We start from the raw sequence: 26,831 nt of genomic DNA on the forward strand, positions 1-26,831 counted from the left end.
CTTGGAAAATATTGTTGTTACAACTTAGCTCTGTTTCAGAAATTCTTCTAACTGCTTATCAGAGAATACGTTGCCATACTTTTGCTTTAATTGCTGCAGGATTTGTTGGCTAGTGCAGCCAACATCTTTCAAAGAAGCGACTAAGGTAAGCGCACCTGTTTTAAGACCTTGCTGCAGGCCTTTCTTTTCGCCTTCTTTTCTGCCTTTCTTCTCGCCTTCCATACGGCCTTTCTTTTCACCAACTTGCTCGCGTTCAAGCATTCTAGTTTCAAAGTCCATAATAGTATCCCTCCATTCTGGATCGGCATTCATTGATTCGATGCGTTTTTGTGCCTTATCAAAGAGTTTATCGCCATGTACCGGTAAATCTTTCATGAGTTTGACTAAATTAAGTAATGTTTCAGTCTCGGTTCCATCAGGAACTCCGTTTGAGTTAATTATAATTTTAGTCAAGCCATCCTGCAATATATCTGCATGATTGTCTACATTAATAGTTTGGTATGTAGACTTGATTGCAACTTTTTGCTTAGTTTTGAACGTGCAAAGAAAAATAATGAAGACATTTTTCAAATCATTGTAAGTATAGCCCTGGTGGAGAGTATACCTTTGATCGTTTTTCGAAGCATAATAGCGCATGCGACGAGCAATATCGTCATCGTCTGACCGCTGCATCTCAATATTGTAAAGGTTGCCGTTAATATCCTCAACAAAAATATCGAGTCGGACATCTTTTTGATCGCGATGCTCAGGATCGATGATTACTTCTTGCTTCTTAGGCGGAAAGATCTTCTTAATTGGGATCTCCGGCAGAATTCCTTGCAAAACATGTCTGCAAAAAGCTGGATTGGACATGATTTCACCAAAAACTTTGTCTTCTGAAAAACCAAACCATTGCCTGTTATTGTGCGTATTTTTCATTGCGCACCTCTTTCTAAAAAACAGTAGGATAAAATTTACCCTCTATTGTTTATTACGCAAAAAATCGGCAAAATTTTTTATAAAATTGTTTTTTCAGCATAATAATTTCTAGCTATACAATCAATGCTTCATACTGTATAATACTATTCAATATTTAAAACAATATAGATATATTCAAACATAGGGAGTGTGATGGATGTGTCAGCCTACAAGCAACGTAACTTGGGGATTATTAGCTTGCCCACTGACATAAAATATCGTAATTGGTCCAAAGACCTTACCAAGCGGAGAATTGAGAATGACTCGCAATTAGAGCAATACATCAAGTATGACAATAAATATCGACTCAATAAGAACACATTGGCAGTCTATGAGTTCAAGCAAAATCCTATCTTAGGCAAATATAAGGCAGTAGCCTTCGACCTGAATCGTGGAATTGTGCTTAGTCAAAAGTCAACACATGCCATGATGCAAGGTTTGATGCGGCATGCCGTACATTGCGATATGATTTGGCAGAGAATGCTAGCTCGCGAGGCTGGAGTTGATATCTATCAAGGGATTGTCATGTACAATGTGCTTTATTTTTCAATGCATGCATTTAGTGGAAACTTCTTCACGGACTGGATTTGCTTGCACTGGATTAAAGACTTTCACGTTAAACGCCATGATCAAGCTATTTTCAACAGTATTGCACTTGATGAAAACGGCTTGGTTTATAATTTTGCTTTTGATTCTCCTAAGCCCAATCTTACGAAGATAATTGGTCAGTATCTGTTTCATAATCATTATTATTCTGACTTATATTATCAGCATATGTTGCAAGAAAATAATCTTCGCGTAACAGTCATTAATTCTGACTCAATCCTGCATAATTCCAACTATTATGTGCAACTGGACTTGTATGCTGTTGATAGTTTCAAAAAGCTAGCTGACAAATTCTATAATCATGTTTTAAACTTGCATCTACTTACAATTGTAAAAGAATTTAAGCCATTAGATTATTTGCACCGTGAACACCGCTTTTTTACTAAGCAGATTATTAAGATCAGATATAATCGTTAACAGCTCTCATGAGCTGTATTTTTTTGCACTTTTTTGACTATCATCTGTTCTTCGTCAGGTACTATCTGACTTGGCTTTGCTTATCGTAGAAATTAACAAACACATGCAACACTTGGGATTAAAGCATCTCACCACTAAGTTTTTCTGCGGATTCAATCTTGCTAATCTAATAGTACACAAGCGCTTGTGACATCACTTAAGGAGAATGTCACAATGACAAGTCAAAAATATTTCGAAGAAGCATGGAACAATCGTAAGTTAGTTGGTGGTGCCTTAAAGGCGGCACATGTTCGACCGGACTATCATCTCTATGAAGATCTGTTGCAAGAAGGTGTAATTTTGTATGCCGAGATGTTGCGCAAGCTAGATGGTCAAAAAACGCGTACGGAAATTGATAAATTGAGTTTCAAGAAGCTTCTCTGGCATATAATTGATACTCTACGCCGCGAACAACGAGTGTGCGAACGTAATACAGCCATCGATAAAGCCTATGATCTTGGTGAAGCTGCAGCTTGGGACAACCTTGTTGCACTAAAGAATGAAGCTAAGAAGCTTAGTCATCTTGAACAAGTAATTCTGTTTGAACATTTGCTTGAGAAGAAGACAATCACGCAATTAGTTGAGGAATGCGGCGTACCACGCATTACATTGAAACGATTAAAAAAGCAGTTATTAGGTAAATTACGTGCTGTAATGGAACAATAGTAAACAATGAACCAGGTGCTAGACTATACAGAGAAAAAAATTATGTTATACTAGGTGTAGGTTATATTAAGAAAACTGCATTATATTCAAAAAAGTGCAAACAAAAACCATTACTCGAATTCCGGTTGAGCAATGGTTTTTATTTTCGCTAAATTATTGAAAGCACTACAAAAGCCTTCTCATAGCTAACTATCGGTGCCTGTGCTGTCTTCTTTTATTGCGCTTATGCTTTCGCTTCTTGCAGCGATGACTCTCTAGCCAATCGTCATAGGCTTCGTTAAGTGCATGAACGGAAACGCTCACCACAATCGGCGCAATTACAGCCGTAATAGTTATATTAAGAATGTCCCGCATTATACTCACCTCCTTTAATGGACTGGACATTAGGAGGTACAAGCACCGAATAAAATTATAACAAAATCAAAATAAAAGTAATATGCAACTTTATATAACAATTAAGAAAGAAAAGTTACTATTTTTCACGATATCACGGAACTTTTAGATAAATTACGTGCTGTAATGGAATCAAATGAAGTAAAATATGTTTAAACTAAAAGTCGATATCCGAGAATTCAAGACTGGTACGCACGTTAAGGTTTTCAATTCCAAGGGCAATAATCATGATCTAAACCAAAAGATGGTTGATTTCCTAGATTACATGAACGGAATCATCAACCATCCGGAAGGCTATATCGCCAGCTTGCAAAAGGATGTCGACCATTACGTGAACAGCGGAAAGTGGGTCGAAGACATGGACAAGCTAGAATACGAAATGAATGAGGTTGCTAAAAAAGCAACTAAAAAAGCAAAAGTAGAAGATGCTAAAAAGCTAGTCCTAACTATTAAGCGAATGGATGGAACTAAAGATACAGTCCTACAAGAACTCACAAATAATTATGGCGATATGCTTAGCCACGATAAAATTATCAAACTAGTACATGAAGTTTATAGTAAACAATAATCAATAGTTCACAGCAGAATTATCTTCCAAGGTGTCGCAACAGCGACGCCTTTTTTAGAGCAAAAGAAAAAACGATACTCTATTTGTTTTGATGTATCGTTTTGAAAATATAATTATAGTGATTTATTTGATATCTTTAACATTATTTTGCATTTATCAACCTAAATCAGTAAAGAAGTAAACTCCGCGTTTTTCCATTCGCATAATTCCAATCTCTCTACATTTTTGAATAATTTTCGATGCAGAATTTGGTGCTATCTCTAAAAAATTAGCAAGTAAATTTCGATTAAACGAATACTTAGAGCTATATCTCATATAAAATTCTAATAATTTTTTAGTGGTTTGTCCTCTAAAGATTTTATTTATACCTTTTTCATTCCATTTTTTTATTATATTGCTTTCTTTATTCTGAAGTGGACTCTTCTCACTCTGAAGTGGACTCTTCTCACTCTGAAGTGGACTCTTCTCACTCTGAAGTGGACTCTTCTCACTCTGAAGTGGACTCTTTGGCGTAGCAATTCCTCTGTTGGGCAAAGTTGCTAAAAATACTGTATCATCTGAATAGAAGATAGGCTGCTCTACAAAATCGGTATATGCACTCAAAATTCGTTGGATACCACTACCACGGCGATCCATGTAATGTAATCTACCAAAAATGTCAGAGATAATTTCATTTCTTCTCATAGAAGGAACATGCTTTAGATTAAGATCCTGAATTCTACTCCCATTAATCATGCCACCAGGCGACACAATTTCCATCCGATCATCAAACATATCAACATGTACTTCAGAACCCTGAATCTGATAATCACGGTGAATTAATGCATTAACTAAAACTTCTCGAACAGCCTTGAATGGATAGTCGCTATTTTCTTCTCGTCGCATTCCACGAATTGTCCAAGGATTCTTAGAATTGGTTCTAATAAATGCTTCTGCATTAGATAGCAGAGTAATCAAACTTGCATCTGTAAATTCTTCATCATCTAAGGCATCTCCATCAACACTGCCTTTTTCGATTCCTTTCCACCGAGTACAGACAATCTTAGACTGGCGTAAATAACCTTGATCACACAGTAATAGCCCTGCGTTAGTCACGATATTATCTTGTGTTACAAATCCCATCGAAATTAAATCGCGTGAAATATCAAAGTCTTCACCAGTTTCTTTCTTAAAGGTAGCAGCTAATAAGGTGAAACTTACATCTGGTAATTTATAGCTAGTCGGAAGTGCATCAAATGTTTTGTTCATTCCTTTTAGCAGTAAATTATTTTGCTCTATCGGTGTTGCTTTTTCTGAACGATCTCCATGCCGCATAAAAATAGCATGTTCTTGCGTATTGATATAATAATATGGATAATCTGGACCAGGAGCGACTTCTAGATCAATGCATTTCTTATCTGAATATTCACTATCAATAGGAGCTAATGTAAATCTAGGCCAAGGTGAAACTCGGGTAGAAATAAGTTCAGAGATTTTAGAAGAAGTTTGTTGTAAATTATCTATTCCAATAAACTTATGCTCTTCGTCAGTCACACCAAAGATAATATGCCCGCCTTTAGTATTTGCAAAAGCTACAACAGATTTAAGCCAACTTACAGGTTTAGTAGTCTCCAATGATTCCTTGTAATCAAGATAAGTAGCTTCCATATTTTTAATGTCATCTAGTTTCATTAATACACTTCCTCGTATTATATACTTGCTTAATTATATCATGGAAAATACAGTAGATTAGCTACTTACTGTTCGCCTTAACTAATATGTGTGACTACAAATGAAGTGTAAGAATAATGAAAACTAGAGCAAAAGAAAAACGAGGCGAATGCCTCGTTTTATCTTTATCTACTACATAGACTTAATTAAAAGTTTGAAGCCTTTACGTAAGTCTTCTTAGTATCGTTGCCGATCTTGTAGTATTGCTTGCCGTTCTTGAATGTGTAAGTACCACCGTAAGTAGTTACTTCTTCACCCTTCTTAAGAACAACCTTGTTAGCACGCTTCTTTGAAGTCTTGTAAACGTATGCGTTGTGCTTCAAAGTACGCTTAGTACCATCAATGTTGTCTGCGTTGATGTACATACCAGTAGCCTTGCCATCCTTGATTACTTCGTAGAAGTCCTTGTTGCCGATCTTCTTAGTTGACATAGCAACAGTTACTGATTCATAACGCTTAGCCTTGTCGTTGTTGGCACGAGTAGTACCATCTTCCTTGTAGTAGTATGCGTTGTGCCTAATAGTCTTGCTTTGGCTTGGTACAGTAGTTACCTTACCATTTGGAATTGAAACAGTTACAGGTAAAGCAGCTGATGCGTTACTGTTGTTTGCAGTAGCAGTGAATGACAAACTTAATGAAGTTGGTGCAGTAAAGTAACCAGCACCATCAACAGTAATGTTTTGCTTCTTCAATTGGTTAGTTACTTCTTCAGCAGTAATTGGTGAAGTAAGTGAAGTTGAAGTTACGTTACCATTGTCACCACGGCTTAATTCGAATGGCTTGTAATTGTTCAAAGCTGCAACGATTTGGTTTACATTTACAAGGTTGTTGCTACCAGCGTTAACAGTTACGTTAGCTGAAGTTGCAACTGCGTTGTTGTTGTACCATGCAACAGTTGCGTTGCTAAATGGATTTACAGCTTTAAAGTTAGGAGTTTGAACTTCAGCAAAGTTTGCAACACCGTTTTGGTCTAAAGTGATTGTAACACTTTCACCAGCTTTAACACTCTTATCTGCTGGAGTTAATACACCACCCTTAAGGGCAATGGTAACCTTCTTGTTTGCGTTAGCAGGACCAAAGTTAAATGAAACATTTGGAATAACTGCGTAGTATTGACCAGCAACAAAATCAGCTGAATTTACAGCAACTTCTTTCTTAGTAGTTGCATTGTAAACCTTAGTATTCTTGTTAACATCAGTAGTTAAATTACCAGTGTAAGTTTGGCCGTTGTAAGTTGCTGATACTGAACCAGATACAACGCCGCTTGTGCCTTGAGCACCATTTTGACCTGCAACATAGGCAATAGCAGTAAAGTTAGTAGCAAGATTTACATCTGAATTTTGAGCAACAGTTGCTGAGTTGTTACCACCAAGATCAACAGTAGTTACAGCTTTGCTTGCGTTAGCAGTAGTAGTTGCAGTAGAGTCAGCAGCGTTAACAGAAACAGCAGAAGCAGCAACAGGAGCAACAGCTAATAAAGCAGCAGCAGCAGCGCTAACAATTCTTAAATTTTTCTTCATGTGGTCTTTTCCTCCTTGAAATATAAAAAATGTAATAGGCCATAGGTTCAGCATGTAGGAGCCTATAATGTACAAAATCATTCAAAGCAAGATCCACGAGTTTATAACTCTCGTGAGGTAGTAGTCTTGCTGAAGGATCAGCATGCGTACAGGCGACACGCCTGAAGCACGTCCTATTACTTACCACGATTCATATTGTACTAACCTCACCAAAAAATAGCAAGTTAAATTGACTACAATCTTGCTTTTGTAATAATTCACCTATTCCCTATCCCAATACCATTCACACAAATCTAAAATAACAAAATGCCGTAATCCTAGACACAACAAGAAAAAGCGAGCATACGCCCGCTTTACTGTTTCTTTACTTTTTCTTAAATTTTACAACGATGTAACAAAATCAATTGAAAAAGTAATATTACTATACGATTTCTGTTAAAGGTCTAAGTGTGAACTCTACATCTTGCGATATTTTCTCCTGAGCCTTTTGACCAAGCTAATTAGTTGGTCAAGCAAGTCCAGATTAGTCTTGCTTAGCTGCAGGCTCAACTGCAGATTCTGCTGAATCATTAAAGATATCAGTAACAGTGCGTTCAATGTATGCAGCTGATTGAGGAGTGTGATAATATGCAACACCATCTTTCTCGAATGCATCGGCTTCCGCAATCGTGTTCATCGCACCGCGTACTTGATCCGCAGTTAGATTATCGACTGCATCCCCCAATGTAATACTAATTTTCTTCTTTTCTCCGTTCAAGAAAGTTAACTTCATAGTCTTAGTAGTTTTAGCCATCATTTTTTCTCCTTATTTCCTAAATATGTTCGTTAATTTATTCAGCTGCTGGTACAAGACGTGACTTCTGCACTAAGTATGCTTCATCAAGTGAGTCTTCTTGCAAACTAGCAATTGCTTGACCCACCTTTTGCAACTCATCTGCCTTAGCGCCAGTCTTTACGTTCTTCAAGTTACGGGTCTTTTGCCCATTCTTATACTTCTTGTTGCCAAATACATATTGGATTGATTGTTCAGTTAATTCGTAATTCATATTTTTCTTCTACCTCTTAATAATTAGTTAAAATTGAGTATTTTGTAATCAACCTGCCGGCCGGATGTCTTACACTATAACTAACGATTCAAAGTCACCAATTGGCTCAAATTCGTTAATATTTTTTCTAAAAATAAGGAGAGTTTATTATTATGAAGAAATTGGTCTTTTGGGGTGTTATTGCTGCGATGTTCATCTTAGGTGGAGGTGGCGCCGGTGCTTACATTAGCCATGCCAACACTCAAACGCACAATAATACTTCCTATAATAATTCCAATAAAAAGAACGCTGATCCTGACCAGCAAAAATCTAATAATTCTGATGCAGATTCTAACAAAGACAATTCTAGTCAGGATGATTCTGCAAAATCCTCATCTGATAAGGATAAAGAGCAGTCCAAGAAGTCCAGCTCATCAAACAAGAAGTCAGATGATCAATCAAGTTCTTCATCTTCTTCAAGCGATCACCAGCAGGAACAATCATCCAGCAGCCAATCCAGCGCGGCTTCCTCAAGCAACGATCAATCATCTGCCGTAAGTTCCAGCTCTGCTGCTGATGATAACAAGTAAGCAAACGAAAAAGGAGCCAATTTGTGGCTCCTTTTGTTTGTGCTCACTGTATTCACAGTATATACTTAAATAATAAAATATTTTTAGCATAAGGAAGGCTTATTATGATAGTCAAGGCTAGAAAACAAGGAAATTCAATAGTGCTTACCATTCCAAGTACTATCAAAGTTCCACTTAATACAGAATTCTCTGTTGATGTAAATAAAAACGGTGATATTGTATACAAAAGAATTGCTAAAAACAATTATGATTTATGGTCAGACCCCGCTTATGACGATTATGATTATGATACTGAAATAAAGCGAGAATACCAAGAATTAGGATACAATCCTAGAGAAGTCAAACCTGTCGGAAAGGAACTAGCAAATGAGAAGGATTGATGTCCATCAAGGTGACATAATAATGATCGATGCTGAACCACATGCTGGTCACGAAATGGGTGGACATGATCCTGAAAAAGGAAATATTCGTAGACGCTATTTAGTAGTGAGCAGACATGCTTACACTAAAAAGTCTGGATTAGTAATAGGACTAGCAATTACTCATAACCATATTAGAGATGATCCATTTAGATTCTATGTGCTAGATTATGCTAGTCACACAAATGGAGATGCATTATTATTTCAAATGCTATCGTATGATTTCATTGCCCGTCATGGAAAAATAATCGGCCACATAAAAGAATCAACAGAATTCGATAATTTACTCCAACAAGTAAGAAATATTTTTTCAAAAGAATAATTACTTAAATTATCATCCATCAACCAATCCAGCGCGGCTTCCTCAAGCAACGATCAATCATCTGCGCAAGTTCTAGCTCCGCTGATGACGAGAAGTAAAAAATAGCCGTTACTCACATTGAGTAGCGGCTATTTTCATTAGACCTAGGCTTCTTTCATCATTTGTTCAATTTGATCCCGGGAAACAGAATCATGGTAGTCTTCTGTCAGATCCTCCAAAGGTTTGGAATCTGATACACCATAGCTCCGGTTACGACGAATGATCTTCTTAATTGCATTCACTGTTGCACTTAAAATTCCTTTTTCTTCACCGTATTCACGCTCTTCAGCTAGCTTAGTCTCATAGTCCATAATAGTATCCCTCCAAACTGGATCTGCGTTCATTTCTGTGATTTTCTGCCGAATTTTTTCAATAAATTCTAGCCCCAATTAAGTTCATCATACTTTGCTTGAATGAAATCTCTAAACAAAGGTAAGGTAAAACCGACCTTTCCCCTAATTATTGGCTTAATTAGATCATATTTAATTAATTTTGCACGATAGCTATTAACATACTGCTTACTTTTTTGCATAGTCCTAATAATTGAACTAATACTATTATCTTGCGCCATAGCGTACAAAAATTGAAAATCCACATCCGTTAATTCATGAGCAATTACATCATACGCTTGGTTGAAAAGTACATCACGGAATCTAAGTTTAGTATATTCCAAAGCTTTTTCAAACGTCATCTTTTGACTCAAATTTTCATACATCAAATCTCCGATCAATTGAAATGCATAAGCATAGCCTTTTGACATATCTGCCAAAATTTCTGCTTGCTTAGCTGTTATGTCTAATACATCCATGTAAGTTCTGGCAATTGACGACGCAAATAGTTTAGAGACGTGAAACCTATCCGCCCGAACCAAGAAGGTTAAATTATGTGTGCCTGATAGTTCCGCCACTTCACTTAATAGTCCGGTCATAATCACTGAAACTTGATAGTTATTTAGGCTCCAGTCGTTGAATTCCTCAGCCAATTTTTGAATTGTGGGTGTATTTGACACTTCATCAATACAAAATGCAACACGAATCCCCACTTTGTTCAAAGCTTTAAGAATCTTGTTAATTTCTACTTTATAATATATTTCATCATGCTTTTCATTTGCTTCAGTGAAATCTACTGATACAAAAGGAACTTTAATAGAAATTGATGGCGTCCATTTTTTGATTTTATCTAGCATAGGCACTAGCTTGATATACATCATTCGAAAAAGATCATCAGAATTGTGCAAAGTGACTACCATAGTATCTTTATATTTTTTTAGTTCTTTACCCACTTTGTTCATAAAAACTGTTTTTCCTGAACCTCGTACCCCTGTAATAAAGAGAGAATAAGTTGGATGTTTCTTGAGACGATGGGCTCTTTGAGCAAATTTAACTGCATCATCATTAAAATCAAGATATAGCTCTGGGATCCCGCCAAATTCAGCATCAAAAGGATTTTCATTATACATATTTTTCCTCATTTTACTTCATTTTACTTTTTACATTTATATTTTACTTCATTTTACTCCATTTTACTAATCAAAACTGACTTCTATACTTTTGCATCTCTCAACCACTTCTATTTGCTTTTATTTGTAGAAGTCTGTAAAATTATTATTGACTTTGTATCTATTTATTTATAAATAAAGGGGTAACAACTTTGACTGAAGAAGAAAAGAACGCTCAAGCTCAAGCTAATAAAGAAAATGAAGAAAACGACGACCTTAAAGTCGTAATGCCAGAAGCTAACAAGACTACTATGCCACAGGAAGAATTCAAAGAACAACCTGATTACTTAAAGGTCTTCGCTAACTTCTACATCGCTGAATTCGATGAAGACGATCTTGAAGTTATCAACCTTTACGATGAAAATCACAACATGGTTGATATCAATCGCTATGTTTTAAACAACATCCACTTCCCACGCAAGAAGTTGGTTGATCATGTGTTACAATACCACGACTACAACTTTAAGGACTTGCTTAAGACCATGGAAGAAAAGACTGGTGTTAAGCCAGAAGAAATGCTTACTTATGAAGCATGGGAAAAATGGGACGAAGACCAACGTACTAAGATTCCTTCATCACTTTCATAATTTATATCAAAAAGGCTCCCTGTATGGGAGCTTTTTTACTGCATATTTTTTATTATAATGCACTAACTTTATCATCACCAAATTCTAGATTCAATTTCTGACAAATCTCACTTGCATTGTCCAGCGAAATAGACGAAAATAGGTACAACAAGGGAAAATGTCATCGTGGCATTTTCTTTTTTTATTAAAACTACAATTTTGTTGTGGGAGATAACGAGATGATGAATAATAAAGCTAAACGCATGAGCGCGGCTGGCTTACTGATCGCCATCGGTATTGTTTACGGCGATATCGGTACTAGTCCGCTTTATGTTATGAAATCAATTGTCGAAGGCAATGGCGGCATTGGTAATGTAAATCGTGACTTTATCATTGGATCAATTTCATTGGTTCTTTGGACTGTAACGCTACTAACTACCTTACAAACCGTAATTATTGCCCTCAAGGCAACTAACCACGGAGAAGGTGGGATTTTTGCCTTATACACATTGGTTAGAAAACGAGCTAAATGGCTGGTTCTACCAGCGCTAATTGGTGGTGCCGCTATTTTGGCCGATGGTACTTTAACTCCAGCAGTTACAGTTACAACTGCGATTGAAGGACTGAAAGGACTGAACTTTGGCGGCAATGTACCCGTTTCTACTCAAAACATGGTTATTGCCATCACTGTAGTCATTCTGCTAGTTCTGTTTTCTATCCAAAAAATGGGAACTAGTATCATTGGTAAAGCCTTCGGCCCAATCATGTTCCTTTGGTTCACTTTTTTGGGTGTATGGGTGTAATGAACATGGCTGGTGACTGGTCAATCTTGCAAGCAATCAATCCCATCTACGCTATTAGGTTACTAGTTAGTCCATATAACAAGGCAGGTCTCTTTATTTTAGGATCAATCTTCCTGGCTACTACTGGTGCTGAGGCCCTATATTCAGACGTTGGTCACGTTGGTAAAAGCAATATTATTGGTTCTTGGCCATTTGTTTTTGTTTGCTTGTCACTCAACTACTTTGGTCAAGGCGTTTGGATTTTGAACAACCCAACTTACCGTCCTGCAGACGGCGGTGTGCTCAATCCATTCTTTGAAATGATCCCAGCTAACATCAGATTGTTTGCCATCATTTTGGCTACTATTGCTGCTGTTATTGCTTCTCAGGCCCTAATTACTGGTTCATTCACTTTAGTTGCAGAAGCTTCAGGCTTGAAGTTCTTGCCAAGAATGAACATCAACTACCCATCTAACGAAAAAGGACAAATTTATATTCCTTCCATTAACAAGGGTATCTGTGTTGCTACTATCGCAATCGTCTTATACTTCCAAACTTCAGCTCACATGGAAGCAGCTTATGGTCTGTCCATTACAATTTCAATGTTAATGACTACCATCCTGCTTTATGAATGGTTAGTAATGAAGAAAGTCAACACTGTTTGGAACTGGATCTTCTTGATCTTCTTCGGTGTCCTTGACATCATGTTTATGATTTCAAGTTTGACTAAATTTACTCATGGTGGTTACGTTTCACTCTTCATCGCTGGTGCTATCGGCTTCGTAATGTATGTTTGGTATTACGGCAACAAGGTTCGTGACAAGCGTGAAGCTCGCAATGCTTACGTTCGCTTAGATGAATATACCGACATGTTAACGAACTTAAGTCACGATGAAAATTACCCAACTTATGCTACCAACTTGGTTTACATGGCCAACGTTAAGTACAACAAGTTTATCAAACGTGAAATCCTGTACTCAATTTTGGATAAAAGACCTAAACGAGCAAAGGCTTACTGGTTTGTCACTGTCAATGTTACTAACGAGCCATTTACCGCTGAATATGCTGTTAACACTTACGGTACTAAGAACGTGATTAACATTCAGCTTTATCTTGGATTCAAGAAGCAGACCAGTGTGAACGTCTACATTCGTCAGATTGTTCACGACTTGATTGCTGACGGAACGATCGAGGCACAACCACAGGAATACACCACTACCCCAGGACGGGACGTTGGTGACTTTGCCTTCGTAATTGTTCAAGACGTAATTAGTCCGCAAACGCAATTAGTAGGATATGAAAAATGGTTAGTCGAAGCTCGTGTTCGTTTGCAGAACCTTTCTTCCAATCCTGCTTCCTGGTTCGGATTGGAATACGCTGACACAATCATCGAGCGGATTCCATTAATCCTTGGTCGACCAAATCCATCCTATATTAAACGGATTAAACCAAAAGATTATTCCAACGCTAAAACAAAATAACCATCAAAAAAAGACTCCGAACAGGAGCCTTTTTTAGTGCAAAAAATTTATTAATGGGTAATAAGTTATAAAGGGCTGCAGTGTAGTAGCAGCACTGTAGTCATTCTTATTATAGGAGCTTATATGTAATTTAGCTAATTTTTCATACTCGATATTAAGAAAAGTTACTTACCAAATTACTACTCTCTTTTCAGGAGCAAGCCACATACCATCATTTTCAGTCACATCAAAAGCCTTATAGAATTCTTCTTGGCATTGTGATTGAACGTTGGCACGCTCTGGACCGGGTGCATGAACATCAATAGATACTTGTGTCTTGATTGACTCTGGCAATTGTTTAGTTGCCCAAACGCGAGCAAAGTTTTCAAACAACTCTTGCATTGCCTTCTTATCAGCACCTTCACCCTTATTAGCTTCAACAGCAGCAGTTAAACCACCTTGGTCGGCAATATTTTCAGACACGATTTGCTTACCGTTCAAGGTTACAGGGCCATATTCAATACCATCAAACAAGTCGATTTCAGCTTGCGTTCTCTTCTTGAATTCAGCAAAATCTTCATCAGTCCACCAATTCTTCATGTTACCAAACTCATCGAATTGAGCACCGTTATTGTCAAAGGCATGTGATACTTCGTGTGCAATAACAACGCCGATTCCACCATAATTAGTAGCACGACTTTGTTTCAAGTCATAGAATGGTTTTTGCAAAATTGCAGCTGGGAAAGTTAAATCATTTCTTTGTGGGTCGTAACATGCATTAACCATATCACCTGGCATCAACCATACCGTACGGTCAACATCTTGGTACAATTTCTCAAGATTGTACTTAATTTGTTCCCGACCAAATTGCACTTCATTTTCATAAAGGCTAGCAGTTGGATCAACTTGTAAACGGTCATAGATTTCTTCAATCTTGTCTGGATAACCGATCTTCAAGATCAAAGCGCGCAACTTAACGATTGCCTTATCCTTAGTTGCTTGAGAAAGCCATGAATTTTCACGAATTCTCTTTTCATAAACATCAAGCATCTTGTGAATCATATCAGTCACGTCTGCTTTAGCTTCTGCGCCAAAGTAAGTTTGACCATAGTAGACACCTACTACTTCGCCGAAGTCACCATTAGTAATATGATATGCCTGCTTAACGCCACTTGAAAGCTCAGGTTGGCCTGACAAAGCTTGACTAAATGGAAAGGCAGCTTCACGGAAATCTTGTGACAAGCTGTAAGCTACGCCATTAATAAACTTAACCAGCATCCAAGCCTTAATTTCAGCAAAGTTTTCTTCATTCAACAATTCTTCCGCGTGATCTAAGTAACGTGGTTCAGTTGAAATTACCCGTTCTGGCTTCTTGGTAAATAATCCGCCCAAGAAGTAATCCATCTTGAAGGAATCGAATTTTGCTTCAAAGTCAGTCAATGAAACTGGATTATAAGTTGCTGGATAATCAGCCCATTCTTCAGTTGACTTAACTACCTTAGCAATCTTAGCGTCATACTTAATTGCCAAGCCAGCGTAATCTTCTGCGTCCTTTTCATCAAGTCCGGCCATTGTTAACAACTTAATAGATTGCTTTTTCAAAACATCCAATAACTTCTCAGCAGCTGGAGTCTTGTAAGTAGTCGTATCTGGCAAGAAAGTACTTGGACCACCAAAATTCAATGAGTGAATCTTAGTATTCTTCATATCTGCTTCAACACTGAAAGCAAATGGAACGGCAAAACCATTCTTGTAAAAATCTGCTGCCTTCAAGTTAAAGTCAGCGAAGTTGCGCAAGTCTAAAATTTCGTGCAAATCTGCCTGAATAGGTGCGGCACCATCCGCATTTCGCTTGTCAAAGTTTTTAGCAACCTTGTAAAGCTCAACTGCCTTCTTGAAGTTAGGCACAGTAGGCAGTTCCTTCTTACCAGCAGCAAAATCTGCAAAATCTTGCATCAAGTTCTTTTCAATATTAAGATCGATCCCATCAAATGAACTGGTTCTTGAACGATCAGATGGAATTTTAGCCTTTTCCAACCATTCTGAGTTAACAGCCAAATATAAATTATCTTGTAGACGCGCTGAAGTATTAGCCTTAGTAATGTCACCAGCACCGCCGCGTACGTTAAAATACATTAAATTACCTCCCTAGTGGAAAAATTTTTTTATATAAAAACATGATAGCATTATAAAAAAATTAACGCTATCATATTGCTTTTATTTTACAAATAATTTTAGTTTTTTCTGTAGTTTCGCATGCATTGGAATAAGCATGACTAAAAGCAAAAAGATACCAATTGCAGCAACAGCAAAGAATTGAATATAGCCGAAATCTTCAATGATTAAACCACCAAATAACGGCCCTAGAGCTCGACCAATTGACGATGCAGACAAGGTTAAGCCTTGATACTTGCCCTTACTAGAATCGGGCGACAGATCATTGACATAAGTTGGAATCGACGGCATTGCGGTTGCTTCACCTAAAGTTAAGATAACCATGGATAAGGCGAAATGTGCAAAATCTTTGGCAAAAATCAAAGTAACAAAAGAAATTGCAAACATCAAAGTGCCAAATAAAATTTGTCTAAATAAGCTCTTAAAGATAGTAAAACGACTTAAGATAGCTTGCACGATGACAATAATTCCGGCATTGATGGTCCATAACAAACTATACAGATGAAAAGGAATGCCCAAAGAAACCATGTAGACAGACAAGTTTGATTCCCAGTTCATGTACATCAACCAAATTACAGCGATCGTAACAAAAAAGCCAATTGACATAATCAGATTGTATTTTGGCATCGGCTCAAAGGCCTTCTTCTTTGATTCGCCTTTGTTAGCCAAACGCTCCTTGTGGAACTGAATCATTGGCCGATAATTAATAATTGCGTTAACGCAAACGCCAACGAATAAAAGACCAGCAATGACAAATAATAAAGTCACTGAATAATCATAAAGATAACCTACTGCTAATGTCCCACAAACGACCCCAACATTTTGAGCAAAGTAGATCATATTGAAGACATAACGACCTGGCTTAGATTTAATACTAGTAGCAATCGAGTTAATCAATGCTCCATTCCAGCCGCCCAAAAAGCCAGTTAAAGTCATCCAGAGCCAATATAACGGCCAACTATGATTCAAAGCCATGCCAAACAAGACAGCCGCATCTAAAGCAGCCCCCACAATCAGCAAGACATATGGATCCATATGGTCATAGCACCAGCCTGAAATAAATGACCCAATCATATTTGCAACACAGTTGAACAGCAAAACGACACCCACTAAAGCTAGTGAAACGCCAAGATGGTCGTGCAGGTAAACTGAAGTCAATGGCCAAATGAAGCTGGAACCCAGCCACGTTAGTAATTGGCCTAGAAGAAGCCAATGCAATTTGATTTCATCAGCTGGTTGTTTTCCATGTGCTGTGCGCATTTTCTCTCTTCCCTTCTTTTTAATCATTCTCTCAATCTAGTCTAGCAAGAATTGTGATTTTTTGCACGAGGGCAAAAGAAAAAGCTGCATCCCTTACTAGAACACAGCCCAACAAGTTAAATTTTTTTCTTTTCTTCAGTCCAGCTTCTAATTTCCGTCACATCTTGTGCTACCTCCAAGCAGCCCAGATACTTTCCATTTTTATCACGTACTGCATAATAGCGTAGGTATAAGCAGCGCTTCATCTTGTGTGGAGTAAAGTGAAACTCATACTTGTCAACTTCACCTGAATGAAATTGCGCAAAAATCTTTTTAATTAACGGTCTACTTTTAGCAGTGTGACACGAGAATACGTCATTGCCAATAGCATTGCGCGAGTGCGGATAAATCTCAGCACCGCCGCCAAAATAAGCTACCTTATCGTGTTCATCAATAAAGGTCAATGCAAATGGCAACATATCCAAAATTGCATTTAACTGCTCTAAATTTAACCTTCCTTCTTCAAAATTAATGAGGAAGGATGAAAGATTGCTAACAGAAATAGGCCCTGCTTCTTTTTTAGCTTCCTTTGGCTTCCAATTCATTGGCTTGCGAATCAGGGTATAGCCAATCTGACTCTCTTCGCGTTTAACGTTGTACCAATCATCTTGATCAGCTACCTCGTCAATCATCGGAATCATAATGCTCTCCTCTTTAAAGATCATCTCAATCACTTCATGACTCGCCTTTTTAATTGCCTCAGCCAACTGATCTTTATCTGGATGCTCCTCACCAGCAATCTTGCTTGCATCCCCAATTAAATCGCGAATATCATCATCAACGCCCCACATCACTTCGGGCGGAGCTGTAATGCCATATTTATTCATTAATGGAAAAAGCGAGGTCTCCTTACGTCGGTAATGCTTATCGATTGTTGCCAAATCACTCAATTCTTTTCTGATTTTATCCAGTGTATCTTGACCTGCTTGATACTTTTTCAAATCTGGCAAGAGTGCGTCATTAACCAATGATTTCAGTACCATATTTTCCAGCTTAATCGTATGCACCGGGTGCCCCGGAGTAGCAAAATCAGGATTTACCGCATTCTCCTTGATATTACCCTTAAAGACATCGGCATGCACATTACACAGGTATTGAATCTCTGCTGGGTTTAACCCCTGCTTGATTAATTCGCGCTCTGCCGCTGTAATTTCGGCCACATCAACCTGATCGAATTCTTCTTGAAACATCTTCTTTGCGGTCGCAAAATCGCCGCCGTTTTGAATATAATGCAAAATTTTCAGGATTGCGTCCTGTCTTTTTTTATCAGTCATTGATTACCTTGTATCCTTTATCTTCAAATGCTTTTTTCACTTTAGCCAAATCAAGTTTCATTGCCTGGGCTCCCAATGGAATGGTCATCACACGCCCCACCGTTTTAAGCAATCCAGGAATTTTAATTCTAGTAAAACCACAATCGTACATAAGTTGAACAAAGTCAGGGTATTCATCTGCCATTTTCTTGATCGGTACTGAAAAGTCGATAATCTTCTCTTTAGTGGCTTTCTCCTGCTTAATTTGATCATCATGGTTAGTTACACCTAATTGCTTTTTAGCTGCACTAGAAAGACGCTCTGTCGTCCAGACGGGATACCAGACCAACTTAATGTCACAAGACTTAATTCCAGCAACTGAAAGAACAGCTTTTTGAATATGTTGTTCCAAATAATCAGATAAAGGGCAACCCATAATTGTCAAAGTCATCTTAATGGTTGCCTTATCTCCTTCGATATCGATGCCATAAATCAGACCAAGATTTACTACATCAACTTGTAATTCTGGATCAATCACTTGGGTCAAGGCCGTCATGATTTGATCAACTTGTTTAATATTTTTTTCTTCCATTTTTTCACCTAGCAAAAAAGTCCAGAAAATCATTCCGGACTTTAGTTTATCTTATTTTTGCAATTTATCCCAGATGACAACCTTGCCTGCCTTCATCGACTTTGGCACATCAATAATTCGTTGGTTACTAGAACCTCTGAATTGCAGGGTTAAATCCTTTAAATCATTCATAAAGCGGCCATCAACTAGAATATCTATCTTAGACAACATTTCCTTTTTATCAGGTGTTTCTTTTTGCAATTCATCCCAAGTATATCCAGACCAGGACCAGATGTCCTTACTGTGGCCAAATTCTTTTCGAATTCGGTTAATAATTCTTAAACAAACCCAAGTATTCAAGAATGGCTCTCCGCCTAGTAAGGTTAATCCCTGCACGTATGGCTGGCCCAAGTCTTTAATAATGCGGTCTTCCAATTCTTGCGTATATGGAAAACCATAATTAAAGTTTTGGGCTGCTAAATTATAGCAACCAGGGCAATCGAACAAACAGCCTGAAACATAAAGACTACATCTAACGCCTTCACCATCAACAAAGTTAAATGGCTTATAATCCGCAATTTTATGTTTAGAATAATCCTCAGTCTTCCACTCTTGTGGTTTTGGATTTTTCGGCTTGCGGTGCATTCTTTTTAACTCACGTTGGTGATCTAACTGTGGCTTATATTGGTCAGGATCCACAAACATGGTATCCCCACCCATATTAACCTTGATCAAATTACTCCGGATATCTGGTCCTTCTTGAGTGTTTTTATCTTTTTCAGGCATTAGTACTCACCGTTTTTTACTTCTTCTTCGGTAGCTAAACTATCTTCCATGCCAAAGTCCATATGCTTAACCCGGTGCACGATTTCTTCATGACGACCGTGAACCATTGGCCGCTTCAATGGGTTGCCCAAGTAGCCACAAGTTCGCTTGACACAATCACAAGTAGCAGGATCATGATTACCACACTTAGGACATTCAAAACCCTTGGCAGTAGACTTGAATTCACCAGCAAAACCGCACTTATAACATTTATCAATTGGCGTATTAGTTCCTAGATAGCCTACCTTGTCATAAGCCCAATCCCAAACTGCTTCAAGGGCTGCTGGATTTTGCTTCAAGTTAGGGTACTCACAATAATGGATAAAACCACCTGCAGCATAATATGGATATGGTGCTTCAAAAGTCAACTTTTCAAATGGGGTTGGGTGCTTACGAACATCATAGTGGAACGAATTAGTGTAGTATTCCTTATCAGTGATGTCCTTCACCTTGCCAAACTTTGCCGTATCGAGCCGGCAGAAGCGATCAGTTAGACTTTCACTAGGAGTTGAGTACAAACTGTAATGCCAATGATATGGGTCCTCTTTTTCCCACTTAGCACACAAGTCATGCATTTTCTTCACGATCTCAATTGTAAAATCATGTGCTTCTTCATTGTGTTCCCAATCAGGACCATAAAAGACTGTCCCTACTTCGTACAAACCGATGTAGCCTAACGAAATCGTAGCTCGACCATTTTTGAAAAGCTCGTTAACATCATCACCTGGCTTAAGTCGTTTACCAAAGACGCCATATTGATACATAATTGGCGCATTTTCAGGCTTAGCTTGAATTGCACGTCTACCCTTAAAGGCTAAAGCTTGGTGGCAAGTCCGCATTCTAGTATTGAAGATTTCCCAGAATAACTTCTTATCGCCATGACTCTCCATGGCAATTCTTGGCAAGTTAACAGTTACAACACCCAAGTTCATTCTGCCCGAGTTAACTTCCTTACCATTTTCATCCTTCCAGCCTTGTAAGAATGAACGACAGCCCATTGGAGCCTTGAAAGAACCTGTAATTTTCTTGATCGTATCATACATTAAAACGTCTGGATACATCCGCTTAGTTGAACATTGAATAGCCAGTTGTTTAACATCGTAGTTAGGGTCCCCTGGATGTAAGTTCAAGCCCTTCTTAATGGTGAAAACTAATTTAGGGAAAATTGCGGTTCTGCGTTCTCTACCCAATCCTTTAATTCTGATACGCAAGATATCTTTTTGAATTTCTTTTTCAATCCAAGAAGTACCTAAACCAAAACCTAAAGTAGTAAATGGCGTTTGTCCTTGGCTAGAGAACATGGTATTAATCTCATATTCCAAGCCTTGCATGGCATCGTAAATGTCCTTCTTAGTTTGACTCTTAGCATATTCTTCCAGCTTTTCAGGATCATCAATAAACTTGCCAGCATCCTTTAAATGCTTTTGGTAGTTTTTCTCTGCAAAAGGAGCCAACACTTCATCAGCTCGATCAAAAGAACAGCCACCATATTGACTAGAAGCTACATTAGTAATAATTTGCGTAACTTGATGTGTAGCCACATTGATTGAGTTAGGACTAGTCATATAGGCATTTCCAATCTTGAAGCCATTAGTTAGCATATCCTTAAAGTCAATCAAACAGCAGTTAGTCATTGGTGAAAGTGGTGTGTAATCCAAGTCATGCCAGTGAATATCACCGCGCAAGTGGGCTTTAGCAATGTGCTCAGGCATCATGGTCAAACCAACTGTTTTACCAACGGTCCCGGCAGTTAAATCACGTTGAGTACTGAAGACCTCACTATCTTTGTTGGCATTCTCGTTAACAATCGTTGGGTCACCATTAACCATTCGCTTTAACCGTGCACGAGTATCGGTTTGTTTAATCCATTCCTCTTCATCGTGCTTGCGGTATTGCACATAAGCTTTAGCTTCATCCAAATAACCCAACTCATTTAGGCTATCTCTAAAAGCAACTGCTACATCTTGTGCATTTACTTCATCAGCAGCATCTAGTTTAGCCACAATTTTTTCAATTACAGCAGGTGCTACATTATCTAAATCTAGGTTATGCAAAACCATGTTGAGTTTAAAAATTGCGAACGGATACTTTGACCCATCACGTTTAACAAAAGTTTTAGGCGTATTAAATTTTGTTACATTTTGTTGGTTAAATTCTTCTTTTAGCATTTCAATCACTCCAAATATCGTGTCTTTATCATAGCACAAAGCACAACATCTTGTATTATGTTCAAATATAGATGAATATATCTTGTATTAACCAAAAGACCATTAAATTGGGAAATGATTCAGCTAAAATTTTTTAGAAAAAAAGAGAGGCATTTTTTACCTCTCAATTTAAACTATTTGTTTAATTTTTTATTTTCTTCGTCAAAGATCTTACCCTTATTAACTTCATAGTAAGTCTTGTAACGTTTGAAGTAGTTATGGAACATGTACTTCATCAATAACCAGCGCTTGAAGTTTCTATCCTTGTCATAAAAGACAGTAGTACCATAGCGGCCCTCACGAATAAGTTCGTCAGCAGTCGTCTTATAGTCGTTGTCATAAGCATAATTATTGAAGATCTTCTTAGGCACGCCTAACCAAAGCTTGTATTTAGATTCAAGCTTATTACCATAAACTGTTTCCTTATCTTTCAAGGCATCTTCAACATAGTCATCAATGTACCATTTAGCCAAGTTGTAACCATTCAAAGTTACGTAGAAGCTAGAACGTCCCTGACGTAAGTTGATTTCGAAGAACTTGAATTCACCATCACGTGGATCATATTTGATATCAAAGTTGGCCATACCAGTGTAGTTCAACTTTTCAAGGAATTGTTGTACTTCTTCGTACAATTTTTCATTGTACTCAGGCAAAATCGCCATGTAATTACCAATTGATTGTGGAGTTGGGTCTTCCAATAATGGGTGCCCTAAACACATCATTTTTACTTGGTGGTTCTTATCAACATAAGCATTCAAGGTCCGCATGTTAGAATCATCACCAGGAATAAAGTCTTGCAAAATAAGGTCAGCGTTGTAGCCATGAGTATAAATCTTAGTTACGATATCCTTAAATTCAGCCTTATCTTGAATGGCAAAAGTCTTCTTCCGACCTTCAAATTGACACTTCAACCATGAAACTGGATCTTCCGGCTTTAATTCCACTGGGAAATCAAATGGGACATCCTCGTACTTACCTGACTTGTAGTCATCCATCGTAATGATCTTAGTCTTAGGGTAAGGCAAGCCATATTCTTCCGCAATTTCATAAAAGCCTTCCTTAGAGATTAATTTTTCAAGTAAGTCATATTTTATGTAAGGAACGATAAAGACCTTTTTCAATTCATCTTGGTGCTTAGAAAGCAACTCAGCATAGCCATCACCACAAGCAATCAAGATAACTGGCTCCTCGTGATTCTTGTATTCTTCCATCTTTTTGTGCATCACGTCCATAAAAGTAGGATCGCTACTAAAGCCATGATGCAATTCAACGTCCACAATGCTTGAATAACGAGTAGCAGCAAGTTGAACGTCAGCTAAGGCCTTCACTTTAATGCCATATGCTTCATTAAATGAACGTGCCATACCATACACGTTGATATCACTACCGAGTAAGATCGGCGTAAATTTTTTACTCATCCTCAAAAAATCTCCCTAGAATTATAGTAATTTACCCTGTGAAATTAGCTTAGCAACTTCAGGTTGCACGTGTTGATATTTCTTAACTGTGTTTTCGTAATCAACAAAGAACAACTTGTACCAAACAAGGAAGGTGTAGATAGTCCAGATTTGACGTCTATGTGAGCCATCACCTTCATAGTTGTCGTCAAGTAACTTGATAATCTTCTTTTGGTCAAAAATATCATTGACAAATTCTTCTTCAAAAAGAGCATGAACTTGTTTGTAAAAACGTGGTTCCTTCAACCATTGCTTAATTGGAGTTGGGAAGCCAAGCTTAGGTCTCTTAGCCCACTCATCTGGTAAAACTTTTTCTGAAGCTTTACGCAAAGCATACTTAGTATCATGACGGTTAACTAAGTACTTAGTTGGGATTGAGTTAGCTAATTCTGCAATCTTTTTATCAAGGTATGGTACACGAACTTCCAATGAGTGAGCCATTGAAATCTTGTCAGCCTTTTGTTCAATGTCATTAAGCATGAAGTGGTGCAAGTCAATATATTGCATCTGCTTAACATTGTCAATACCCTTAACCTTCTTGAAGTCCTTTTGATAGATACCGTTCACGGTTAACTTATTGCGGTAAGTAGGCTGCAAAATGCTGTTAGCATCCTTAGAAGTGAAGATAGTTGGATAATCCATATCATAGATCACTGATTGACCAACATAAAATTCACTTGGCTCAGCCAAGTTGGTGTACATATGTACCTTACCTGGGAAATTAGGCATTCTCTTAATCTTATGTGCCAACTTCACGCGCTTCTTTTCAGGCAACTTCTTAAGTTCTGAAGTAAAGACCTTAATAATATCATTGTGCGTGTGCATCCCGTAGTTCACATAACCGGCAAACAATTCATCGGCACCTTCACCAGATAAGGCAACAGTAACATGCTTACGCGCTAATTTACACAAATACCAAAGTGGGATGATTGATGGGTTAGCATCAGGTTCATCCATGTGGTATTGCATTTCTGGGAAGTCACGCATAGCTTCATCAGCATCAACCTTATCGCTGAAGAACTTCCAGTGATTAATATCTGCTAATGCCTTAGCCTTAGAAGCTTCATCATAAGTTGAATCATCAAAACTTACTGAGAAAACGTCATCTGGGTTAAGCAAACTAGTCAAGTATGAAGAGTCGATTCCTTCTGATAAGAAAGCACCAACCTTAACATCAGCGTTTCTATACAAATCAACCGTTTCTTTCAAATCTTCGTTGATCTTTTGCAAAGTTTCTTCAAAGGAAAGGCTATTTTCTTTATATTCAGCATCCCAATATTGATGGGTCTTCATTTCACCATCTTTGTATTCAAACCAGTGGCCCGCTGGGAAGCGGTAAACGCCCTTAAAGAAGGTTTCTTCTAGGTCATTGTATTGATTCATCAAGTATGGCTTAACTGCTTCAACGTTTAATTCGCGCTTAAACTTTGGAAATTCCAAGAAACTCTTAAGTTCTGAACCAACAAGCAAGTGCCCATTTTGGTTACTGTAGTACATTGGCTTAATCCCAAAGAAGTCACGGGCACCATAAAGGGTCTTATTGTTGTCATCCCAAATAAGGAAGGCAAACATCCCGCGAACACGTTTAAGTAAGCCATCCATGCCCCATTCTTCATAGCCGTGCAATAATACTTCAGTATCGGCCTTAGTAGAAAAGACGTGACCTGCCTTAATTAATTCTTCTCTTAATGGTTTAAAGTTATAAATTTCCCCATTAAAAATAATTGCTCGAGTTTTATCTTCGTTATAAATAGGTTGACTGCCCCCACGAAGGTCAATAATTGACAATCTTCTAAAGCCAAGGGCAACTTCATCGTTAGTATAATAACCGTCAGAATTAGGTCCACGGTGTTTAATTGCAGCCATCATTTTACCAATAACAGCTTGTTTTTCATTTATCTTTGGATCATAAAACGCGACAATTCCGCACATAATTTAAATTCCCCTAAGTCAAATCTCTAAATCTTAATATTTGCTATAATATTCACTATTTTTTACTTTAACTTTTTTATTATAAGCTAAACACTTGTAATAGCCAAATACCTTTACTATTCCTTAACTAAATGAAATACACCCGGCGTCTAGAAGCTGCACCATAGCCAAAGGATTGAATGCGGTGTCGTTTTAAATCGACGTTCACAATATAACCCGCAAATTCATTATTTTGATCAATTCTTCGGTCTAAGTTTTTGTTGTATTTAGTTGTTAGCGAATGATTTGGCCCCATCAAGGCAGAACAGTTAAACAAAATATATTGAATCCCGTTGATCCGATACTGGTCTTCACGATGCCGATGTCCACAGAAGTAGGCAATAATTCTCGCATTCTTGATATTGGTAAAATCAAAACCATTTGATAAACGAAATTCTGCTGGAACACCATTGCTAGCGTGCATTCGACCTTTTTCACGTTGATTAAAAGCAACTAGCAGTTCGTGCAAAGAGCGGCCATTATACTTAAGTGCATTAGACCCCTTTCGATTAATCGGGTTGGCATGGGACATGAAGATGATCTTTTTGTTGGAAGAATTAGCCAAAATTTCGATAATTTCCTCAATTTGATCTTCACGCACAGCCAATACAATCTTATTGTCATAGCGCTTTTGCCCGCGGTTATTTAATTCATATGGAACATCTGACGTATTAACTGAAATCACCCGCACGTCATCTAAATCAAAGTATGCCACCCCGTGCTGGCGCGAAACATAATGAATTCCTCGTTGCCGGTACATATCGGGCCACATAATATTTTCGAATTCATTTTCTGGAAATGAGGCTTTTAAATCATGATGTTCATCAAACTTATCATTTTCATCATGATTACCCTTGATACTCAAATATGGCACCTGATCCGACTTAAAAGACTTGTTCAGCTTGACCAATTCACTTTCACTGACCAGGCCAGCATCGGAGCCATCGATCCAGTCACCTAAGTGGACTTTTAAATCTACCAAGCCAGATTGATCTAAATAAGAAAATTCTTGCACATGTTGCAGCCCATTAAAGCCATAAAAATCGCTGCTATCTTTATCTTTAAAGTGAGTATCTGTAATTACACCGATATTGACCGAATTAGTGCCTGGGCGAATATGCTTTTTCACTTCCGTAGTGAAATTATCCAAGTAATTTTCCACCCAATAACGGCGCCCTGTCTTCTTATTATGAAAGGCACGAAAATGACCTAGTTTCGCATTATACTTGCGTAAATATTCCGGTGCTAATTTAGTTGTACTCTCTGGACTAAGTGCTTGTCGCAACACGCCGTCTTCGTCTTGATAAACGGTTAAAACATAGTCCTTACCATGCGGCGTACCATCAACGGCACCAACATGATATTCTCCAACAGTAGTATATTTTTGCATCGGATCAAGCAATTCACTATCTTTATCCATTGCAGAGCGTTTTTTGGCGCCAACGATTCGATCAACTATTCCCTTTATGTGTTTAAACAAATTCATCTTTTCGCCT

At 37.9% G+C, this 26,831-nt stretch carries 24 protein-coding genes and 1 pseudogene; 8 read left to right on the forward strand and 17 right to left on the reverse strand.

What is annotated here, in order from left to right:
* Positions 1–24: 24 nt before the first annotated feature.
* The gene (locus CP367_RS00265; protein ID WP_089145679.1) at positions 25–918 is read right to left on the reverse strand and encodes an Rpn family recombination-promoting nuclease/putative transposase; all 894 of its coding nucleotides are present in this window, start codon (positions 916–918) and stop codon (positions 25–27) included.
* A gap of 192 nt (positions 919–1,110) precedes the next feature.
* Between CP367_RS00265 and CP367_RS00270 the strand changes: the two genes are divergently transcribed.
* Together CP367_RS00270 and CP367_RS00275 are read left to right on the forward strand one after the other, a co-directional pair.
* Positions 1,111–1,980, forward strand: coding sequence for a hypothetical protein (locus CP367_RS00270; RefSeq protein ID WP_089145678.1), 870 nt, complete (start codon positions 1,111–1,113; stop codon positions 1,978–1,980).
* A 213-nt stretch (positions 1,981–2,193) separates the two neighbouring features.
* The gene (locus CP367_RS00275) at positions 2,194–2,685 is read left to right on the forward strand and encodes a sigma-70 family RNA polymerase sigma factor (protein WP_089145677.1); all 492 of its coding nucleotides are present in this window, start codon (positions 2,194–2,196) and stop codon (positions 2,683–2,685) included.
* Between the two features lie 189 nt (positions 2,686–2,874).
* Here CP367_RS00275 and CP367_RS10745 read toward each other — a convergent pair whose 3' ends face one another.
* A complete protein-coding gene (locus CP367_RS10745) occupies positions 2,875–3,039 on the reverse strand; it encodes a hypothetical protein (protein ID WP_155515509.1) in 165 nt (54 codons plus the stop codon).
* 187 nt (positions 3,040–3,226) lie between these two features.
* Here CP367_RS10745 and CP367_RS00280 point away from each other — a divergent pair, with 187 nt between their 5' ends.
* The gene (locus tag CP367_RS00280) at positions 3,227–3,646 is read left to right on the forward strand and encodes a hypothetical protein (protein ID WP_013085720.1); all 420 of its coding nucleotides are present in this window, start codon (positions 3,227–3,229) and stop codon (positions 3,644–3,646) included.
* Between the two features lie 156 nt (positions 3,647–3,802).
* Here the strand turns inward: CP367_RS00280 and CP367_RS00285 are convergent, their stop codons facing one another.
* The 4 genes from CP367_RS00285 to CP367_RS00300 all read right to left on the reverse strand — a co-directional run bounded on the left by CP367_RS00285 (position 3,803) and on the right by CP367_RS00300 (position 7,922).
* Positions 3,803–5,317, reverse strand: coding sequence for an ATP-binding protein (locus CP367_RS00285; protein ID WP_089142955.1), 1,515 nt, complete (start codon positions 5,315–5,317; stop codon positions 3,803–3,805).
* Positions 5,318–5,502: 185 nt separating this feature from the next.
* Positions 5,503–6,876, reverse strand: coding sequence for an SLAP domain-containing protein (locus tag CP367_RS00290; RefSeq protein WP_089145676.1), 1,374 nt, complete (start codon positions 6,874–6,876; stop codon positions 5,503–5,505).
* Positions 6,877–7,399: 523 nt separating this feature from the next.
* The gene (locus CP367_RS00295) at positions 7,400–7,672 is read right to left on the reverse strand and encodes a DUF2922 domain-containing protein (RefSeq protein WP_005724048.1); all 273 of its coding nucleotides are present in this window, start codon (positions 7,670–7,672) and stop codon (positions 7,400–7,402) included.
* Positions 7,673–7,706: 34 nt separating this feature from the next.
* Positions 7,707–7,922, reverse strand: coding sequence for a hypothetical protein (locus tag CP367_RS00300; protein ID WP_005718397.1), 216 nt, complete (start codon positions 7,920–7,922; stop codon positions 7,707–7,709).
* Positions 7,923–8,074: 152 nt separating this feature from the next.
* On the opposite strand from CP367_RS00300, the gene CP367_RS00305 reads away from it, so the two are divergent.
* The 3 genes from CP367_RS00305 to CP367_RS00315 all read left to right on the forward strand — a co-directional run bounded on the left by CP367_RS00305 (position 8,075) and on the right by CP367_RS00315 (position 9,232).
* Complete coding sequence (locus CP367_RS00305; protein WP_005718396.1) at positions 8,075–8,491, forward strand: hypothetical protein; 417 nt, start codon at positions 8,075–8,077, stop codon at positions 8,489–8,491.
* 104 nt (positions 8,492–8,595) lie between these two features.
* Positions 8,596–8,871, forward strand: a complete 276-nt coding sequence (locus CP367_RS00310) for a hypothetical protein (protein WP_013085715.1) — start codon at positions 8,596–8,598, stop codon at positions 8,869–8,871.
* A complete protein-coding gene (locus CP367_RS00315) occupies positions 8,858–9,232 on the forward strand; it encodes a type II toxin-antitoxin system PemK/MazF family toxin (protein WP_233186488.1) in 375 nt (124 codons plus the stop codon). The genes CP367_RS00310 and CP367_RS00315 overlap by 14 nt, the downstream gene beginning before the upstream one ends.
* Positions 9,233–9,375: 143 nt before the next feature.
* On the opposite strand, the gene CP367_RS00320 is transcribed toward CP367_RS00315, so the two are convergent.
* Both CP367_RS00320 and CP367_RS00325 read right to left on the reverse strand, forming a co-directional pair.
* Entirely contained in the window at positions 9,376–9,582 is a 207-nt protein-coding gene (locus CP367_RS00320; protein ID WP_233186489.1) for a hypothetical protein, read from the reverse strand.
* Between the two features lie 68 nt (positions 9,583–9,650).
* On the reverse strand, positions 9,651–10,730 hold the full coding sequence (locus tag CP367_RS00325) for an NB-ARC domain-containing protein (protein ID WP_005721691.1): 1,080 nt from the start codon (positions 10,728–10,730) through the stop codon (positions 9,651–9,653).
* Between the two features lie 191 nt (positions 10,731–10,921).
* Between CP367_RS00325 and CP367_RS00330 the strand changes: the two genes are divergently transcribed.
* Positions 10,922–11,356, forward strand: coding sequence for a hypothetical protein (locus CP367_RS00330; protein ID WP_035443615.1), 435 nt, complete (start codon positions 10,922–10,924; stop codon positions 11,354–11,356).
* Positions 11,357–11,577: 221 nt separating this feature from the next.
* A pseudogene (locus CP367_RS00335) lies at positions 11,578–13,598 on the forward strand (KUP/HAK/KT family potassium transporter).
* Between the two features lie 168 nt (positions 13,599–13,766).
* On the opposite strand, the gene CP367_RS00340 reads toward CP367_RS00335, so the two are convergent.
* The 9 genes from CP367_RS00340 to CP367_RS00380 all read right to left on the reverse strand — a co-directional run bounded on the left by CP367_RS00340 (position 13,767) and on the right by CP367_RS00380 (position 26,821).
* Complete coding sequence (locus tag CP367_RS00340; protein ID WP_054832988.1) at positions 13,767–15,713, reverse strand: M13 family metallopeptidase; 1,947 nt, start codon at positions 15,711–15,713, stop codon at positions 13,767–13,769.
* Positions 15,714–15,794: 81 nt separating this feature from the next.
* On the reverse strand, positions 15,795–17,012 hold the full coding sequence (locus CP367_RS00345) for an MFS transporter (protein WP_060461616.1): 1,218 nt from the start codon (positions 17,010–17,012) through the stop codon (positions 15,795–15,797).
* A 116-nt stretch (positions 17,013–17,128) separates the two neighbouring features.
* Positions 17,129–18,325, reverse strand: a complete 1,197-nt coding sequence (locus tag CP367_RS00350; RefSeq protein WP_089145675.1) for a DUF438 domain-containing protein — start codon at positions 18,323–18,325, stop codon at positions 17,129–17,131.
* Positions 18,318–18,896, reverse strand: coding sequence for an iron-sulfur cluster assembly protein (locus CP367_RS00355; protein ID WP_089145688.1), 579 nt, complete (start codon positions 18,894–18,896; stop codon positions 18,318–18,320). The genes CP367_RS00350 and CP367_RS00355 overlap by 8 nt, the downstream gene beginning before the upstream one ends.
* A 51-nt stretch (positions 18,897–18,947) precedes the next feature.
* On the reverse strand, positions 18,948–19,661 hold the full coding sequence (nrdG, locus tag CP367_RS00360; RefSeq protein ID WP_005718384.1) for an anaerobic ribonucleoside-triphosphate reductase activating protein: 714 nt from the start codon (positions 19,659–19,661) through the stop codon (positions 18,948–18,950).
* Positions 19,661–21,868, reverse strand: a complete 2,208-nt coding sequence (nrdD, locus tag CP367_RS00365) for an anaerobic ribonucleoside-triphosphate reductase (RefSeq protein ID WP_005718383.1) — start codon at positions 21,866–21,868, stop codon at positions 19,661–19,663. The genes nrdG and nrdD overlap by 1 nt, the downstream gene beginning before the upstream one ends.
* Positions 21,869–22,041: 173 nt before the next feature.
* On the reverse strand, positions 22,042–23,325 hold the full coding sequence (locus tag CP367_RS00370; RefSeq protein WP_005718381.1) for a hypothetical protein: 1,284 nt from the start codon (positions 23,323–23,325) through the stop codon (positions 22,042–22,044).
* A gap of 21 nt (positions 23,326–23,346) precedes the next feature.
* Entirely contained in the window at positions 23,347–25,296 is a 1,950-nt protein-coding gene (asnB, locus tag CP367_RS00375; protein ID WP_089145674.1) for an asparagine synthase (glutamine-hydrolyzing), read from the reverse strand.
* Between the two features lie 127 nt (positions 25,297–25,423).
* Positions 25,424–26,821, reverse strand: coding sequence for a metallophosphoesterase (locus tag CP367_RS00380; protein WP_089142946.1), 1,398 nt, complete (start codon positions 26,819–26,821; stop codon positions 25,424–25,426).
* Between the last annotated feature and the right edge of the window lie 10 nt (positions 26,822–26,831).

Source organism: Lactobacillus sp. UMNPBX16 (assembly GCF_002553775.1).
Lineage (GTDB): Bacteria > Bacillota > Bacilli > Lactobacillales > Lactobacillaceae > Lactobacillus > Lactobacillus crispatus.